The 15,804-nt window shown below is 70.1% G+C and carries 13 protein-coding genes; 2 read left to right on the top strand and 11 right to left on the bottom strand.

What is annotated here, in order from left to right:
• Positions 1 to 8: 8 nt before the first annotated feature.
• Complete coding sequence (gene uvrA, locus FS769_RS10435) at positions 9 to 2,975, bottom strand: excinuclease ABC subunit UvrA (protein WP_186325513.1); 2,967 nt, start codon at positions 2,973 to 2,975, stop codon at positions 9 to 11.
• An 82-nt stretch (positions 2,976 to 3,057) separates the two neighbouring features.
• Positions 3,058 to 3,486: a MarR family winged helix-turn-helix transcriptional regulator gene (locus FS769_RS10430; protein ID WP_144833176.1), complete on the bottom strand. Its 429-nt coding sequence runs from the start codon at positions 3,484 to 3,486 to the stop codon at positions 3,058 to 3,060.
• A 27-nt stretch (positions 3,487 to 3,513) separates the two neighbouring features.
• On the opposite strand from FS769_RS10430, the gene FS769_RS10425 reads away from it, so the two are divergent.
• Complete coding sequence (locus tag FS769_RS10425; protein ID WP_144833174.1) at positions 3,514 to 3,756, top strand: hypothetical protein; 243 nt, start codon at positions 3,514 to 3,516, stop codon at positions 3,754 to 3,756.
• 240 nt (positions 3,757 to 3,996) lie between these two features.
• Here FS769_RS10425 and FS769_RS10420 read toward each other — a convergent pair whose 3' ends face one another.
• From FS769_RS10420 to coaE, 3 genes are all read right to left on the bottom strand, one after another.
• Entirely contained in the window at positions 3,997 to 4,419 is a 423-nt protein-coding gene (locus FS769_RS10420; protein WP_144833172.1) for a VOC family protein, read from the bottom strand.
• Positions 4,420 to 4,435: 16 nt separating this feature from the next.
• Positions 4,436 to 6,505: an excinuclease ABC subunit UvrB gene (gene uvrB, locus FS769_RS10415; protein ID WP_144833171.1), complete on the bottom strand. Its 2,070-nt coding sequence runs from the start codon at positions 6,503 to 6,505 to the stop codon at positions 4,436 to 4,438.
• Between the two features lie 90 nt (positions 6,506 to 6,595).
• Complete coding sequence (coaE, locus tag FS769_RS10410; protein WP_144833169.1) at positions 6,596 to 7,195, bottom strand: dephospho-CoA kinase; 600 nt, start codon at positions 7,193 to 7,195, stop codon at positions 6,596 to 6,598.
• Positions 7,196 to 7,293: 98 nt separating this feature from the next.
• Between coaE and FS769_RS10405 the strand changes: the two genes are divergently transcribed.
• The gene (locus FS769_RS10405; RefSeq protein WP_144833167.1) at positions 7,294 to 7,665 is read left to right on the top strand and encodes a response regulator transcription factor; all 372 of its coding nucleotides are present in this window, start codon (positions 7,294 to 7,296) and stop codon (positions 7,663 to 7,665) included.
• A 4-nt stretch (positions 7,666 to 7,669) separates the two neighbouring features.
• Here the strand turns inward: FS769_RS10405 and FS769_RS10400 are convergent, their stop codons facing one another.
• The 6 genes from FS769_RS10400 to FS769_RS10375 form a co-directional block, all read right to left on the bottom strand.
• Positions 7,670 to 8,827 (bottom strand): diguanylate cyclase, encoded by a 1,158-nt coding sequence (locus tag FS769_RS10400; protein WP_144833166.1) that lies wholly within the window; start codon positions 8,825 to 8,827, stop codon positions 7,670 to 7,672.
• The gene (locus FS769_RS10395) at positions 8,824 to 10,455 is read right to left on the bottom strand and encodes a cell wall metabolism sensor histidine kinase WalK (protein WP_144833164.1); all 1,632 of its coding nucleotides are present in this window, start codon (positions 10,453 to 10,455) and stop codon (positions 8,824 to 8,826) included. Before FS769_RS10395 ends, FS769_RS10400 begins: the two co-directional genes overlap by 4 nt.
• A gap of 89 nt (positions 10,456 to 10,544) precedes the next feature.
• Positions 10,545 to 11,279 (bottom strand): hypothetical protein, encoded by a 735-nt coding sequence (locus tag FS769_RS10390; protein WP_144833162.1) that lies wholly within the window; start codon positions 11,277 to 11,279, stop codon positions 10,545 to 10,547.
• A gap of 76 nt (positions 11,280 to 11,355) precedes the next feature.
• Positions 11,356 to 11,910, bottom strand: a complete 555-nt coding sequence (locus FS769_RS10385; protein WP_144833160.1) for a GIY-YIG nuclease family protein — start codon at positions 11,908 to 11,910, stop codon at positions 11,356 to 11,358.
• A 74-nt stretch (positions 11,911 to 11,984) separates the two neighbouring features.
• Positions 11,985 to 14,261: a maltose alpha-D-glucosyltransferase gene (gene treS / locus FS769_RS10380; protein ID WP_269074284.1), complete on the bottom strand. Its 2,277-nt coding sequence runs from the start codon at positions 14,259 to 14,261 to the stop codon at positions 11,985 to 11,987.
• Positions 14,262 to 14,385: 124 nt separating this feature from the next.
• On the bottom strand, positions 14,386 to 15,597 hold the full coding sequence (locus tag FS769_RS10375) for an MFS transporter (RefSeq protein ID WP_260979739.1): 1,212 nt from the start codon (positions 15,595 to 15,597) through the stop codon (positions 14,386 to 14,388).
• Positions 15,598 to 15,804 lie beyond the last annotated feature (207 nt).

The raw sequence follows: 15,804 nt of genomic DNA, 5'->3' as shown, positions 1-15,804 counted from the left end.
GCCACGGCTCAGCCCGCCGCGCCCACGAGCTCCCGCTCGGCGCTTCCGGCGTCCGTCGCGGTGTTGCGCTGCGCGCCCGTGCGACCCGTCTCGAGCAGCTCGGCGAGGAACGCGCCCGTGTGGCTCTCGGGCACCTTGGCGACCTGCTCGGGGGTGCCCGTCGCGACGATCGTGCCGCCGCCCGCGCCGCCCTCGGGCCCGAGGTCGATGACCCAGTCGGAGCTCTTGATCACGTCGAGATTGTGCTCGATCACGATGACCGTGTTGCCCTTGTCCACGAGACCGTTGAGCACCTTGAGCAGCAGCGAGACGTCTTCGAAGTGCAGACCGGTCGTGGGCTCGTCGAGCACGTAGATCGATCGGCCGTTGCTGCGGCGCTGGAGCTCGGTCGCGAGCTTGACGCGCTGCGCCTCGCCGCCCGAAAGGGTGGTCGCGGACTGGCCCAGGCGCACGTAGCCGAGGCCCACGTCGACGAGGGTCTTGAGGTAGCGGTGGATCGCCTGGATCGGCTCGAAGAACTCGGCGGCCTCGGAGATGGGCATCTCGAGCACCTCGGCGATGTTCTTGCCCTTGTAGTGCACCGACAGGGTGTCGCGGTTGTACCGCTTGCCGTGGCAGACCTCGCAGTCGACGTAGACGTCGGGCAGGAAGTTCATCTCGATCTTCAGCGTGCCGTCGCCCGAGCAGGCCTCGCAGCGTCCGCCCTTGACGTTGAAGCTGAAGCGCCCGGCCTGGTAGCCGCGGACCTTCGCCTCGGGCGTCTCGGCGAAGAGGCTGCGGATGCGGTCGAACACTCCGGTGTAGGTCGCGGGATTCGAGCGCGGGGTGCGGCCGATGGGCGCCTGGTCGACGTGCACGACCTTGTCGAGGTTGTCGAGCCCCGTGACGCGGGTGTGCTTGCCCGGCACGCGCCGCGCGCCGTTCAGCTTGGACGCGAGGACTTCGTACAGGATGCCGTTGACCAGGGTCGACTTGCCCGAGCCGCTTACGCCGGTGACGGCGGTGAGCACGCCGAGCGGGAAGTCGGCGGTGACGTTCTGCAGGTTGTTCTCGCGCGCACCGACCACGCTGACCTGGCGCTTCTTGTCGATCTTGCGGCGCTTCTTGGGTGCCTCGATCGAGCGGCGACCCGAGAGGTAGGCGCCGGTGAGCGAGGCCTCGTCGTCGAGGAGCCCGGCCAGCGGACCGGAGTGCACGACGTTGCCGCCGTCGACGCCGGCGCGGGGTCCGATGTCGACGACCCAGTCGGCGGCGTGGATGGTTTCTTCGTCGTGCTCGACGACGATGAGGGTGTTGCCGAGGTCGCGCAGCGTCTCGAGGGTCTGGATGAGACGGCGGTTGTCGCGCTGGTGCAGGCCGATCGACGGCTCGTCGAGCACGTAGAGCACGCCCGTGAGTCCGGAACCGATCTGCGTGGCCAGGCGGATGCGCTGCGCCTCACCGCCCGAGAGCGTGCCCGCCGCGCGACCGAGGCTGAGGTAGTTGAGTCCGACCTGCAGCAGGAAGTCGAGTCGCGCGCGGATCTCGCGCAGCACCGCCGCGGCGATGGTCGCTTCGCGGTCGGTGAGCGTGAGGTTCGAGAAGAACTCGCGCGCGTCGGCCAGGCTCATGCGCGAGGCCGCGGCGATCGAGGTGTCGTCGACGAGCACGGCGAGCACCTCGGGCTTCAGACGATCGCCGTCGCACACGGCGCAGGGCACCTCGCGCAGGTACTCCGACCAGCGCTGGCGCTGCGTGTCGGACTCGGCCTGCAGGTACTGGCGCTCGATGTAGGGGACGACGCCCTCGAAGCCCGAGGCGTAGCGCATCTCGCGGCCGTATCGGTTCTTCCACTTGACGGTGACCTTGTAGTTCTCACCGCGCAGCACCGCCTGCTGGACGTCGTGCGAGAGGTCTTTCCACGGGGTGTCGAGCGAGAAGTCCAGGTCGCGGGCAAGACCCTCGAGGAGGCGCTCGTAGTACTGGAACAGTCCCTTGCCCTGCGTGGTCCAGGGCAGGATCGCGCCCTCGCGGATCGAGAGCTCCTCGTCGCCGAGCATGAGGTCGACGTCGACCGACATGCGGGTGCCGAGACCGGAGCAGACGGGGCAGGCGCCGAACGGCGCGTTGAACGAGAACGTGCGGGGCTCGATCTCGGTCAGCTGCAGCGGGTGCCCGTTGGGGCACGCGAGCTTCTCGGAGAACGACTGCCATGCGTCGTCGCCCTCTTCGTCGACGTAGTTGACCTGCATGATGCCGCCGGCGAGGCCCATCGCCGTCTCGACGGAGTCGGTGACGCGGCTGAGGTTGTCTCCGGATGCCACGAGCCGGTCGACCACCACGGCGATGTCGTGCTTGTAGCTCTTCTTCAGCGTCGGGGGCTCCGACAGCTGCACGAGCTCACCGTCGACTACCGCGCGGGCGTAGCCCTTGGCGCTCAGCTCTTTGAAGAGATCGACGAACTCGCCCTTCTTCTGCGTGACGACGGGGGCGACGATCTGATAGCGCGTGCGCTCGGGCAGCTCCATGAGCTGGTCGGCGATCTGCTGCACCGTCTGACGCTGGATGCGCGCGCCGCAGTCGGGGCAGTGCGGCACGCCGATGCGCGCCCAGAGCAGACGCATGTAGTCGTGGATCTCGGTGATGGTGCCCACCGTGGACCGAGGGTTGCGGTTGGTCGACTTCTGGTCGATCGACACCGCGGGGCTGAGCCCCTCGATGAAGTCGACGTCGGGGCGGTCGACCTGGCCGAGGAACTGACGCGCGTAAGCGCTCAGCGACTCCACGTACCGACGCTGGCCCTCGGCGAAGATCGTGTCGAACGCGAGGCTCGACTTGCCCGAACCCGACAGCCCCGTGAAGACGACGAGGGAGTCGCGCGGGATGTCGAGGTCGACGTTCTTCAGGTTGTGGACGCGGGCACCCCGGACACTCAGCTTTCCGCTGGAGCCGGAATTCGCCGCAGAGGAGGGCGAGGAGACGGGAACGATGGGCACCTGTTAAGTCTAGGTCGGACCTCCGACATCGGCCCCGGGTTCGCCCCGGGCGCACGAATGTGCGAAGGTGCGAGCCCTCCGATCACGGCCTCGGATCCGCCGCGAAGGGGGCGAGCCCGTCGCGCAGCGCCCGCAGCGCGCGCTCGTCGACGCCCACGCGCTCCATGATCTTGCCTGGGACCTCGAGAGCCGCCTCACGCAGCGCCCGGCCCTCGTCGGTCAGGTCGATGTCGAGCACGCGCTCGTCGTCGGCGCGACGGGAGCGCACCACCCGCCCTTGCGCCTCCAGGCGCTTGACCAGCGGCGAGAGTGTCGCGGGTTCCATGGCGAGCTCTCCGGCCAGGGCACCCAGGGAGCGCGGCGCCTGCTCCCAGAGAGCGAGCATCACGAGGTACTGCGGGTGGGTGAGCCCCAGCCGCTCGAGCACCGGCCGGTAGATCGACACCACGTTGCGCGCGGCCGTGACGAGCGCGAAGCACACCTGGTTCTCGAGCTTCAGTGGATCGTCCACGCACCCTCCCAAATACTTAGTACACTAATGATCATGACACGAAAGGATCCGGAACGCCCGCCGCTGCGCGAGCGCGTCCGCGAGGCCGGGGGCTGGTACCAGTACCTCAACACGCGACTCATCCGCGTCGCCGGGCCGGCGTCGGTCGGCCCGTACGAGACCACGCCCGAACCCGTGCGAACGGGACGCCCCTGCCCGCTGTGCGGTCACGCGATGACCGAGCACAGCGTCGACCGGTCGGGACCCAAGCCCCTGCTGCACTGCCCCTGAGCCACCCAGCGCCGGTGGGCTGACGCGCAGGAACACCCGTCCGACGGCACCACCGGTTGCCCCGAGGACCTCGGTGCTGCGCTCAGCGCACGGGTCCGCGGGCAACGGCGCGGCGCTCAGCGCACAGACCGGAGAGCCACCGCGGCGCTCAGCGCGCAGGCCGCAGGGCTTCGGCGCTGCGCTCAGCGCACACTTCCGGCGCCGCACGCGACGCTCAGCGTCCAGCCGACGGCGGCCCGTTCAGTCGAGGTCGGGCCTGCCCTGCTCGTCCAAGGGCCAGCCGGGATTGACGGCGATCTCCCACGGGTGCCCGTCGGGATCGACGAACACCCCGGAATAGCCACCCCACGGCGTCTCCGCGCCTGTCCGCGCGAGTCGCGCCCCGGCCGCTTCGGCGTCGGCCAGAATGGCATCGACCTCGGCGACGTCATCGACGTTGTGGGCCAAGGTCACTCCGCCCCATCCTCCGCCGTCCTCGACTCCCGAGTCCGCGGCGAGCTCTGCGCGACCCCACAGCGCGAGCACCTGGCCGCCGGTGTCGAAGAACGCCACCTCGCCGGCGACCGACGAACGGTGCTCCCGCCACCCGAGCGCGCGGTAGAACGCGACAGCGCGATCGAGATCGGCCACTCCGAGAGTGACGAGCGTGACGCGCTGCTGCATGACGACCCTCCCGGTCTCAGGCGTGACCCGCGCGCTCCATGGCGCGCAGCTCCTTCTTCATGTCCTGCACCTCGTCGCGAAGGCGTCCGGCGAGCTCGAACTTCAGCTCCGACGCGGCCGCCAGCATCTGCTGGGTCAGGTCAGCGATCGTCGACTCGAGCTGGTCGGCACCCTCGGCCGCGATCCCGGTCCGGCGCAGAGACGGTGTGGGCGACTTGCCCTTACCCGCCTTGTCGTTGCGTGCCAGCAGCTTCTTCGTGTCGGAGGCTTCGCGGTTCAGCACCTCGGTGATGTCGGCGATCTTCTTGCGCAGCGGCTGCGGGTCGATGCCGTGCTCGGTGTTGTAGGCGATCTGCTTCTCTCGGCGACGCTCGGTCTCTTCGATGGCCTTCGCCATCGAGTCGGTCATCTTGTCGGCGTACATGTGCACCTCGCCCGACACGTTTCGGGCGGCACGGCCGATGGTCTGGATGAGGGACGTGCCGCTGCGCAGGAATCCCTCCTTGTCGGCGTCGAGGATCGCGACGAGCGAGACCTCGGGAAGGTCGAGACCCTCGCGGAGCAGGTTGATGCCCACGAGCACGTCGTACACGCCGGCGCGCAGCTCGGTGAGCAGCTCGACGCGGCGGAGCGTGTCGACGTCGGAGTGCAGGTAGCGCACGCGCACCCCGTGCTCACCGAGGAAGTCGGTGAGCTCCTCGGCCATCTTCTTGGTCAGGGTGGTGACCAGCACGCGTTCGTCTTTCTCGACGCGGATGCGGATCTCTTCGAGCAGGTCGTCGATCTGCCCCTTCGAGGGCTTCACGATGATCTCGGGGTCGACGAGTCCGGTGGGGCGGATGATCTGCTCGACCACGCCGTCGGCGATGCCCATCTCGTAGCGTCCCGGGGTCGCCGACAGGTAGACCGTCTGCCCGACGCGCTCCTTGAATTCGTCCCACCGCAGCGGGCGGTTGTCCATGGCGCTGGGCAGGCGGAAGCCGTGCTCGACGAGCGTGCGCTTGCGCGACGCGTCGCCCTCGTACATGGCACCGATCTGCGGCACCGTCACGTGCGACTCGTCGATGACGAGGAGGAAGTCGTCGGGGAAGAAGTCGAGCAGAGTGTGCGGCGGATCGCCGGGCATGCGGCCGTCCATGTGCCGGGAGTAGTTCTCGATGCCCGAGCAGAAGCCGAGCTGCTGCAGCATCTCGAGGTCGAACGACGTGCGCATGCGCAGTCGCTGGGCCTCGAGGAGCTTGCCCTGCATCTCGAACTCTTTGAGGCGCTCCTCGAGCTCGTGTTCGATCGTGCCGATCGCGCGCTGCACGGTCTCGGTGCCTGCGACGTAGTGCGACGCCGGGAAGATCGGCACCGAGGCCATCTTCTCGATCACGTCGCCCGTGAGCGGATGCAGTGTGTACAGCGCCTCGATCTCGTCGCCGAACATCTCGATGCGGATGGCGTACTCCTCGTACACCGGGATGATCTCGATCGTGTCGCCGCGCACGCGGAAGTTGCCCCGCGAGAAATCGACGTCGTTGCGGTTGTACTGCATGGAGATGAACTTGCGGATGAGCGCGTCGCGGTCGTAGCGCTCCCCCACCTGCAGCGCGACCATCGCGCGCAGGTACTCTTCGGGCGCGCCGAGACCGTAGATGCACGACACGGTCGAAACCACGACCACGTCGCGGCGCGAGAGCAGCGAGTTCGTGGTCGAGTGGCGCAGGCGCTCGACCTCGGCGTTGATCGAGCTGTCCTTCTCGATGAAGGTGTCCGTCTGGGGCACGTAGGCCTCGGGCTGGTAGTAGTCGTAGTACGACACGAAGTACTCGACCGCGTTGTTGGGCATGAGCTCGCGGAACTCGTTCGCGAGCTGCGCCGCGAGGGTCTTGTTATGGGCGAGCACGAGGGTCGGCCGCTGCACCTGCTCGACGAGCCAGGCCGTCGTCGCCGACTTTCCGGTACCCGTGGCACCGAGCAGCACGACGTCGGTCTCACCCGCATTGATGCGCCCGGCGAGCTCGGCGATCGCCTGCGGCTGATCGCCGGACGGGGTGTACTCGCTGATGACCTCGAAGGGACGGACGGAACGCGTGGCCTGCATGATTCCAGCGTAGGCGGGACCTCCGACATCGGGGTCGGCTTGCGTTCGCCCAGCGCGAGCGCGACAGCCGGAACGCACCGGCGTGCGGTCTCAGCCGGCGGTGATCCGTTCCCAGAGCCGGTCGACCTGCGCGCGGGTGTCGTCCATCGTCGTCGCCGTGTCGATCACCACGTCGGCCAGCGCGAGACGCTCGTCGTCGCCGACCTGCGAGCCGATCCGGGCTCGGGCGTCGGCATCCGTCATCCCGCGATCGTGCACGAGGCGGTGCACCCGCTGCTCGGCCGGGGCGTAGGCGACCACGACGAGATCCCACGCGTCGCCGCCGCGCGCCTCCGCGAGCAAGGGCACGTCGTAGACCACCACCGCAGCGGGATCCGCGGCGAACGCCTCCTGGAACCGGCGCTCCGACTCGGCGCGGACCGCGGGATGCACGAGGGCGTTCAACGCCGCGAGCCGCTCGGGATGCCCGAACACGCGCGCGCCGAGGGCAGCGCGATCCAGCGCTCCGTCGGGGCGGATGACCTCGGCCCCGAACTCGCGCTCGATCGCGGCGAGCACCGGGGATCCCGGAGCCTGGACCTCGCGCACGATGGCGTCGGCGTCGACCACGACGGCACCGTGGGCAGCGAGGAGAGAGGCGATGGTCGACTTGCCCGAGGCGATGCCGCCGGTCAGCGCGAGAAGAGGCACCCGACGAGGATGCCACACGCGCCACCCCCCAGCGGCGATCCGCCGCGTCGTCTAGCATTCGAGAAGGCCGCCGCCCGCTCGGCCCTGAAAGCTCCGCCATGTCCGCCACGCGCACCACGGTCGTCATCGAAGACGACCTCGACATCCGTCTTCTCGTGTCGACGGTGCTCGAGGGAGCCGGGTTCGTCGTGCACGCCGCCGCGACCGGACTCGACGGGATCGAGCTGGTCCGTCGACACGATCCGTCCGTGGTCACTCTCGACGTGAGCATGCCCGGCATCGACGGGTTCGAGACCGCTCGGCGCATCCGCGCGTTCAGCACGACACGCATCCTGATGGTCAGCGCCCGTGCCGACGATGCCGAGCAGCGCGCCGGACGCGAGGCCGGCGCCGACGACTACCTCACCAAGCCGTTCCGCCCACGCGAGCTCCGCCAGCGCGTCGAATCGCTCTTCGCCGCCTCCGCCTGAGCGATCAGACCACCCCGAAGGGCTGCGCGCCGGTCACGGCGGCCTGCGCGGCAGCCTCGTCCGCGCGCGCGATGAGCGCGGCGGCGTCGAACCCGTGGTCGGCGGTGAGCGCCATGCCGGTGCCCACCACCGGAACCACCGACGGCCCGAGACGGGCGAGGTCGGCGACGACCCGCTCGTGCAGGATGCGCGCGATCCGCCTCACATCGGTGGTCGCCGTGGTGGTGAACGCCACCGCGACCCCGGCGGCATCGACCTCTCCCACGAGGGCCATGGTGGGCGCGTGACGACGCACCGACGCCCGGAACTCTCCCGCGATCGAGTCCGCCTCGTCGGGCCCGAAGGCCACGGCGACGCGCCGCAGGTCGTCGATGCGCACGCCGATCAGGCCGACGCCCTCATCGGCGCTCTCGGCGCGCGCGCAGACGATGGTCATCGTCGCCTCGAACGATTCGCGGAACAGCACGCCGTCGGCATCCACCGACAACGACTTCGCCGTGCCCGGCCCGCGCAGGGCGGACTCGTTGGCCCGCAGAGCCGAGGTCACCACGACCGCCGCGATCACCAGCGTGATCGTGAGAAGCGACGACACCCGCGTGTCGAAGACCGTCCGGAACAGCTCGCTGTCGGGACCCACGCTGAGGAAGACGACCGTGCGGACCACGAACCACACCGCCTCGATCCCCAGGACCAGCGTCAACCCGGTGGAGCTCCACCGGCGTCGGATCGCGCCGCGACGGGTTTCGACGGCACCGGCCACAGCGAGGGCGGCGTTGCCGAGGAACAGCGCCACCGCTCCGGCCCAGTCCCCGCCGTCGGGACCCGCGGCGAGGGCCGCGACGACGACGATCAGCCCGACGGCCGCGACGATCAGCGCGGGAATGCGCACCGAGCGCCTGTTGAAGGCGACGCACCCGAGCCAGATGAAACCGGTCGCCGCGACGAAGGCGCCGTTGCCGAGCGCGATCGTGAGGAAGACGTCGGGCAGCAGGAGCCAGCCCAGGTAGCAGAGGGCCGAGAACGTGCCCGCCAGATACGCACTGGCCCAGAGCCGGCCGGGCAGGCCGTCCTTGAGCATGAGCGTGTCGAGCAGGTACATCACGGCCGACACGACGATCACCACCGATGCGGCGGTCTGCAGGCTCAGCAGGTCGAGGTTCATGCGCCCTCCTTCGGGTCGCGCGGCAGCCGCACGGTGAATGTGGCGCCTTCGCCCGAGGCGGTGCGCACGGTGATCTCCCCGCCGTGCGCGCGCGCGAGGTCGCGACTGATGGCGAGCCCGAGGCCGCTGCCGTGCGTCGAGGTCTTGCGTACGGCGTCTCCGCGGAAGAATCTTTCGAACAGGCGCGCCTGCTCGCTCGGTGAGATCCCCGGGCCGTCGTCCGCGACCACGATCGACAGCGACTGCACGTCGGCGGTGACCGTCACGGTGATCGAGGCGCCGCGGGGGATGTACTTGACGGCGTTCGAGAGCAGGTTGTCGACGATCTGACGCACGCGTCGGGCATCGACGACGGCGCGTATCGGGGCCATCTCACCGGTGAGGATCCGGATGCCGTGATCTCGGGCCCGCGGTTCGATCGACTCGATCGCGGCGCGGACCAGCGCGGCGATGTCGGTGGGGCTGCGGTCCAGTTCGATGGCACTCCCCCCGCCCGAGGCCGTGGACTGCGAGAGGATGTCGGCGACCAGTTCGAGCAGTCGGGAGGCGTTCCGCTCCGCGATCTCGAGCCGGTCGCGCGCAGCGTCGCCGAGGGTGTCGTCGTCGAGCACCAGGTCGAGGTAGCCGATGATCGAGGTCAGCGGGGTGCGGAGTTCGTGCGAGACGCTCGCGACGAGGTCCTCGCGCGCACGGCGGGCCTGCTCCTCGACGGTGACATCGCGCGAGACGACCACTCCCCCGGCGTCCACCCCGCCGGGGGCGGGGAGGCGGCGCGCGGTCACGCTGAGGGCGCGCCGGTCCTCCCCCGGGAGCCCGTACCAGACCATCTCGCTCTCGAACACCTCGCCGGCGCGCGCGCGGGCGAGCGGGCTCGCCGAGGCGGCGATGGCCGTCGAGCCGTCCGCGGCGAAGACGGCGATCTCGTGCCCGAAGGCGTCGGTCGTGTTGAGCAGCAGCCCGTGCGCGGTGTTCGTCACGGCGAACTCGCCCGTCGCGGTGATGCGCGTCACACCGAAGTCGACGGCATCCAGCACCTCCGTCACGAGGTCTTCCTGCCGTTGCGCCCGCTCGACGGCGCGACGCAGCTCGGCCGATTGCTTCTCGAGAAGGGCGCGTTGCGCTCTCGCCCGGCGCGCGGTGAGGTGGGCCATCGACGACAGCGCCGCGATGATGAACGGCAGGATGAACGTCGACGACGCGAAGCGCTGCTCGTTGTCGGTGATGGTCTGGTGCAGCAGCAGGATGCTGACGACGCTCGAGACCCCGACCACTCCCCGCAGTCCGAACGACCCGCCGATCCATAGCGCCGGGAACGCCCACAGCAGCCCGAGGCCGGCGACGGGGGCGCTCTCGCGCATCACGGCGATGACGACCACGTCGGCGCCGGGCAGGAGCAGGAGCGCCCAGCGCGGCAGCGTCTCCCAGCGCACCAGCACGGCCGCGATCGTGCCCGCGTAGACGACGGCCGCCCCGACGAAGAACAACGACGGATCGCGCACCTGTCCGAGCACGATCGACACGATCACGCCGATCGTGGCCGCTGCGGCGAGCAGCGATTGGTTCGAGACGATGCTGCGCCGCAGGCCGAGACCTTCGCTCGGGTTGAAGGGCGCCATGGCCTCGACCATAGCGTTCTCCCAGGCGCCGCCGCGGGAGGTGGGAGCGGTTTCTCGCGCGGACCCTCCGGTGAGGCGCCGTCTCGGTCCCGCCGGCCGGCTCAGAAGCCGAAGTCACCCCCACCGAAATCGCCGCCGCCGAAGTCGCCACCGAACCCGCCGCCGGCGTCGCCGCCGAATCCACCGCCGATGTCGCCACCGGCATCCGCTCCCCCGGCATCCGTCGCCGAGGCATCGGCCGCGCCCGCGCCGCCCGCGGCGTCATCAGCCGCTGCACCGTCGGCGTACCCCGCGTCGTACCCGGGATCGAAGAGGGCTCCGACCAACGCGGACCCGACGACGTATCCGCCGATCGTGCCGAGCATCGAGGCGCCGAGCATCGAGCCGAACCCGGGGCCGTTCGAGAACGAACGGCCGGCGAACGTGCGCTCCATGAAGCCCGGCTGCCGGTACTCGGCGCGGGTGGCGGCTCGCGCCAGCGCGTCGGGGTCGTCGGTGCGGGGTCGCTCCGCGGGGTCGAGCCCCGACGACAGCTCCTGCAGCACCTGCTGACGCTGCTCCGGGGAGAGCTTGCCGAACGCCTCGGCGTGCACCTGCTCGACGGTCTCGGGCGGAGCGGTGCGCAGCAGATAGCGGTATCGCTCGATCGCCTGCTCGTGGGCGGATGATCCGGATGCCGCGGGCGCGGCGCCCCGCACGGCCTGAGCCTGCGGCGGGGGCGGCGCGTACCGGCCATCGGTGTCGCGCAGCTCGCTCGCGGTCCCGCGGGGCGCGGGAGGGACATCGGCGCGTCCGGAGTCGTCACCGGAACCGAAGAGTCGATCGAGGAAGCCCATGCTGGTCGCCTTTCTGCGGGTGTGCGCCCACGCTACGGGGCGCGACACGGCCGAGACAGGGCTTGCGCCCGCATCCTCAACCGCGCCGCGCGAGGGCCTCGCTCACCCAGCGCGCGTACCGCGCCCACGGGTCGTCGACACCCGCGGTGAGGCCGGCGATGTGCGCGTCGAGCGCGGGACTGCGGCGGAACCACTCGGTCCGCCCGAACCGCTCGTCGGCGAACAGCGCGTGTCGCCGGCGCTCGACGAGCCGGTCGCCCGGCTCGAACGCGAGGAGCTCGTCGTGCCAGATTGCAGCGAGGCGGCGACGCGGGTGGGCGGTGGTGCCGATCTTCACGCGGTCGTCGAAACGCAGGTAGTAGACGACGTCGACCCGCGGAGGGGGGAGTTCGTCGTCGAGCGGTTCTCCGTGCCGCCACTCGCACACCGCGCACAGCCATCCCGACGGCCAACGGACGCCGAGACGCGATCCGCACACGAGGCACGGGGTGGGGAGGACGTCGGTGACGCCCTCGCGGGCGGCCGACCAGTCCGAACTCACCGCGAGGTGCCAGGCGCACAGCGCAATGGGCGCGTCGGGCTCGACGACGCCGACGCAACCGACGACGAGACAGGGAGGAGAGGGGGGCACGGCGTCAGGCTACGCGCGGCCTCCGACATCGCGGGCGGCCGCCGTCCGTCACCGGTGGCGGCCGCCCGCAGACGTCAGTCCTCGACGGTCGGCGCCTCGAGCAGCAGGAAGAGGCCCGCGTAGGGTCCGAGCTCGAGCGAGAAGCTCTGCAGCTCGTCGACCCGACCGACCGTCTCGCCGGTGGAGGCGTCGACAGCGGTGCTCTGCGGCACGAGCCACTCCGAGCGCACGGTGCCCTCGATCGTCTCGTTCGAGAAGTTCAGCACCGTGATCTGCAGAGGCGCCGTGTCGTCGCGACGGTCGCCCCCGTCGAGGCGGTGCACCATGACGAGCATGCTCGGGTGACCGACCTGCGGGATGTCGACCTGCGACGCGACGGCGATGCCGTTCTCGCTGCGGATGCGGAGAACCTCGCGCAGCCCCGAGAGGAACGACTCGGGGTCGTTCTGCTGGGTGCCGAGCGAGCCGTACAGCGACCGCGCGCGCGGGATCCCCGACATCGACGACGACGCCTCGGGCGCGACGTCGAGCAGATCGTGCCCTCCGCGCTCGATCCACCGGGTGTCGCCCGACGAGATCAGGTGCCGCACGTCGTCGGCGGGGAGCGTCAGCGACCCGGTGAGGTCCCACCCCGAGAGGGCGAACACACCGGGCTGCCACGAGTTGTACTTCGCGAGAAGCAGGTGCGCGTCGCGGATCGCCGGGATGTCGGCTTCGGTGATGTCGTCGAGGGTCGCCTTGCCCTGGGTGGCCGCGATCAGCGAGGCCGAGGTGCAGGCGATGCCGTTCTGCGTGAAGACGAGGTTGTAGTCGGCCTCGACCGTCAGCTTCTCGGTGAGGTCGGCGCGCACCATCTCGGCGATCTCTCCGCCGCTGTACTCCTCGTGGCGGAAGGGGTAGAGGGTGTCGCGGTGCGTGGTCGCCCAGTGCACGAGCTCGTAGGTCAGCTCGTCGTGGTTCTGCAGACCGTGCACGAGCTGCACCGGCTCCACGCCCGTCTCGAGAGCCGTGTTCAACGCGAGACGGAGGAACTCGGTGTTCGCCGTCGCGAGCGCGTGGTGGTATCCGGGCCGGGTCACGAAGTCGTAGGAGAGGTCGGCTCCCACCGCGCCGGTGTCGCGGATGTCCTCCATCGTGAGGTTGAGCTCCTGGAAGGTGAACCCGCCCACCTTGCGGACCATGCCCGCGATGATGTGGTTCGCCGCGTGCGAGAGCGGGTGTCCTTCCGACCACGCCGGAAGTCCTTCCGCGCTCTTCTCGACCCCGAGGAAGCCGTTCGCGTCGAGACGCAGGGCGCTCGTGCCGAGGTCGCCCAGCGAGTGCAGGGCATCGCCGATGACGAGGCGCATGCCCGCGAACGTGGGGTCGAGCCAGTTGATGGAGGGCTGTCCCTCCTTGAAGTAATGCAGGTAGACCCATCGGCGCTCGAGGCCGTCGGTTCCCACGACCGGAGCGGTGGTGCTCCAGTTGGTCTCTTTCACGCCGGGGGTGTAGAAGATCACGCGCTGCAGCTCGCCGATGATGTAGCCACGGGCGCTGAGTTCGCGCTCGGTCTCGGAGTCGAGGTTGACCGAGTCGCGACCGGCGGGGACCTCGGGCAGCAGGTCCCAGTCCTCACGCGGGATCTCGACCATGTGGTAGATGCCCGGGTAGTCCTTGTACGCCATCTCGGCGAGGCGGAAGTCGGCGCCCTTGCCCGTGTGACCGGGCACGATGTCGTCGATGACGCTGCCGCCGTGCGACTCCGCCACGTCGGCGACCCGGCGGAAGGCGTTCTCGTCACCGAACTCGGGGTCGATTTGCGTGCTGATGCGGTCGAAGTGGCCGTCGACGCTGGGCGTCTCCTGCCAGCCCGTGATGCCGCCGGCGCGCTTGACCGGACCCGTGTGGATGCCGTTGATCCCGACCCACTCGAAGGCCTCCCACAGCGCCTCGTCACCGAGTGCTTCGAGGAACGACTCCCCCGGGCGCGTGATCAGCGAGATGGGGTAGGCCGTGAACCAGACGTCGGTCGACTCGATGGCGCGGCGCGCATCGGGCCGGGCGTACGGGTTGCGCCACATCGACGGCTGACCCGACAGCTGCCGGCTCAACACGTCGGCATCCTTCAGCATCGACTGGCGGACCAGCCACTCCACGTAGGAGGGGTTGCCGCCGTTGGCGTTGCGCGGGTCCGTGAGGAAGCGGCGCAACGTGCCACCGCGGAACTGATCCCGCGGGCGAAGGCGCCGCGGCCGCGCCGGATAGCGCTGCTCGTCGTAACTGATCTCGGTCGTGGCCTCCGCCACGTCGTCGGCCTCGACACGCTCCGCGTCGAAGTGATCCGCATCGACCACGGCGTCATCCGCCATGGTCCGCTCGTCGGCGTCATCCACGCGCGACCTCCCTCTCACGTCACCATCGACGCTAGTCGGTTCCCCCGACATCGAAGGTGGCCATTGACCTCGCCCGTCGGTGTGTCGGTCAATCCGTGGGTCACGCGGCGTCGCGCGGCGCGCGCAGAGCCGCCACCGCGAGCACGAACGCCGCACCGCACATCACCAGGACCGCTCCGACGAACGGCGCCCACCCGAGCGAGCCGAACAGCAGTCCCAGCGCCCAGCCGAACACGCTGGAGCCGGCGTAGTAGCCGAGGTAGTACAGAGACGACGCCTGGGCGCGCGCGCTCGGCTCGGCGGCGACGGGTGTCCATCCGGATGCCACGGCGTGGGCGCCGAAGAAGCCGGCGGTGAACAGCAGCAGGCCGGGGATCACGGCGATGAGCGTCGGCACGAACATCAGTGCGGCGCCGGCGCTCATCACCCCGATGCTCCAGAGCAGCGCGGGGAGCCGGCCGTGCCGGACCGCCAATACTCCCGCGCGCGGCGATGACGCCGTGCCGGCGAGGTAGGCGAGGAACAGCAGGGTCACGAGCGCCGGCGCGAGGGCGAACGGCGGAGCCGTCAGATGGAAGCCGAGGTAGTTGTAGACCGCGACGAAGGCCCCCATCAGAAGGAAGCCCTGCGCATAGAGCGCGAGTTGCACGGGCGATCGCAGGTTGGAGGCCAGCCGTGCGCGGATCGTCGGCCCCCGCTCCCGACGGGCGCGGCCGGGGACGAACCCGCGTGCCTTCGGAACGAGGCCGAGGAACAGTACGGCCGCGAGCACGCAGAGCACGACGACGGATGCCACTCCCCACCGCCACCCGGCGAGTTCGCCGATCCAGCCCGAGAAGACGCGTCCCGACAATCCGCCTACCGTCGTTCCCGCGATGTAGGAGCCTGCGGCCGCGGCCACGTGGCGCGGCGACACCTCCTCACTGAGGTAGGCGAGCGCGACGGCGGGGACGGCGCCGAGCGCCGCTCCCTCGAGGAGGCGGAGCGCCAGCAGCACACCCATGTCACCGGCGAACGGCGTGAGCGCCCCCAAAACGGTGGCGACGAGGAGGCCGATCGTCATGGCGGGGACCCGACCGATGCGATCCGCGACGATCGACCACGGGATGACGGCCGCCGCCAGACCCAGCGTCGACGCCGACACGGTCAGCGCGGCCGCCGCGGGGCCGCCGCCGATGTCGGTGGCGATGGCGGGAAGGACCGCCTGGGTGGCGTACAGCTGCGCGAAGGTCGCGACTCCGCCGAAGAAGAGACCGATGAGAAGACGTCGGTACTCGCGGCTGCCCGGTACGTGCCCCGAGAACCCGCTCACGTTCTCGACCCTACCCGGCCCGGATACGACGAAATGCCGCCGTATCCCCTCCTGTCGGTGGGGGTGCGACGGCGTCATGCCGAGTGCGGGCGTGTGAGCACGCCTGTAAATGCGAAATGGCCACCCAGCTTTTGGGTGGCCATTTCGACTTAAAGGAAGTCCGGCGGTGTCCTACTCTCCCACAGGGTCCCCCCTGCAGTACCATCG

This window comes from Microbacterium sp. BH-3-3-3, assembly GCF_007679045.1.
In the GTDB taxonomy this organism is placed as follows: domain Bacteria; phylum Actinomycetota; class Actinomycetes; order Actinomycetales; family Microbacteriaceae; genus Microbacterium; species Microbacterium algihabitans.
This window is presented reverse-complemented; position numbering and strand designations above follow the sequence as displayed.

Bases quoted from the DNA above. Each gene is read 5' to 3' on its own strand.
- FS769_RS10420 (WP_144833172.1), bottom strand. From the start codon at position 4,419: ATGCAGCAGCGCGTCACGCTCGTCACTCTCGGAGTGGCCGATCTCGAT.
- FS769_RS10390 (WP_144833162.1), bottom strand. From the start codon at position 11,279: ATGGGCTTCCTCGATCGACTCTTCGGTTCCGGTGACGACTCCGGACGC.
- uvrB (WP_144833171.1), bottom strand. From the start codon at position 6,505: ATGCAGGCCACGCGTTCCGTCCGTCCCTTCGAGGTCATCAGCGAGTAC.
- FS769_RS10425 (WP_144833174.1), top strand. From the start codon at position 3,514: ATGATCATGACACGAAAGGATCCGGAACGCCCGCCGCTGCGCGAGCGC.
- FS769_RS10405 (WP_144833167.1), top strand. From the start codon at position 7,294: ATGTCCGCCACGCGCACCACGGTCGTCATCGAAGACGACCTCGACATC.
- FS769_RS10400 (WP_144833166.1), bottom strand. From the start codon at position 8,827: ATGAACCTCGACCTGCTGAGCCTGCAGACCGCCGCATCGGTGGTGATC.
- treS (WP_269074284.1), bottom strand. From the start codon at position 14,261: ATGGCGGATGACGCCGTGGTCGATGCGGATCACTTCGACGCGGAGCGT.
- FS769_RS10395 (WP_144833164.1), bottom strand. From the start codon at position 10,455: ATGGTCGAGGCCATGGCGCCCTTCAACCCGAGCGAAGGTCTCGGCCTG.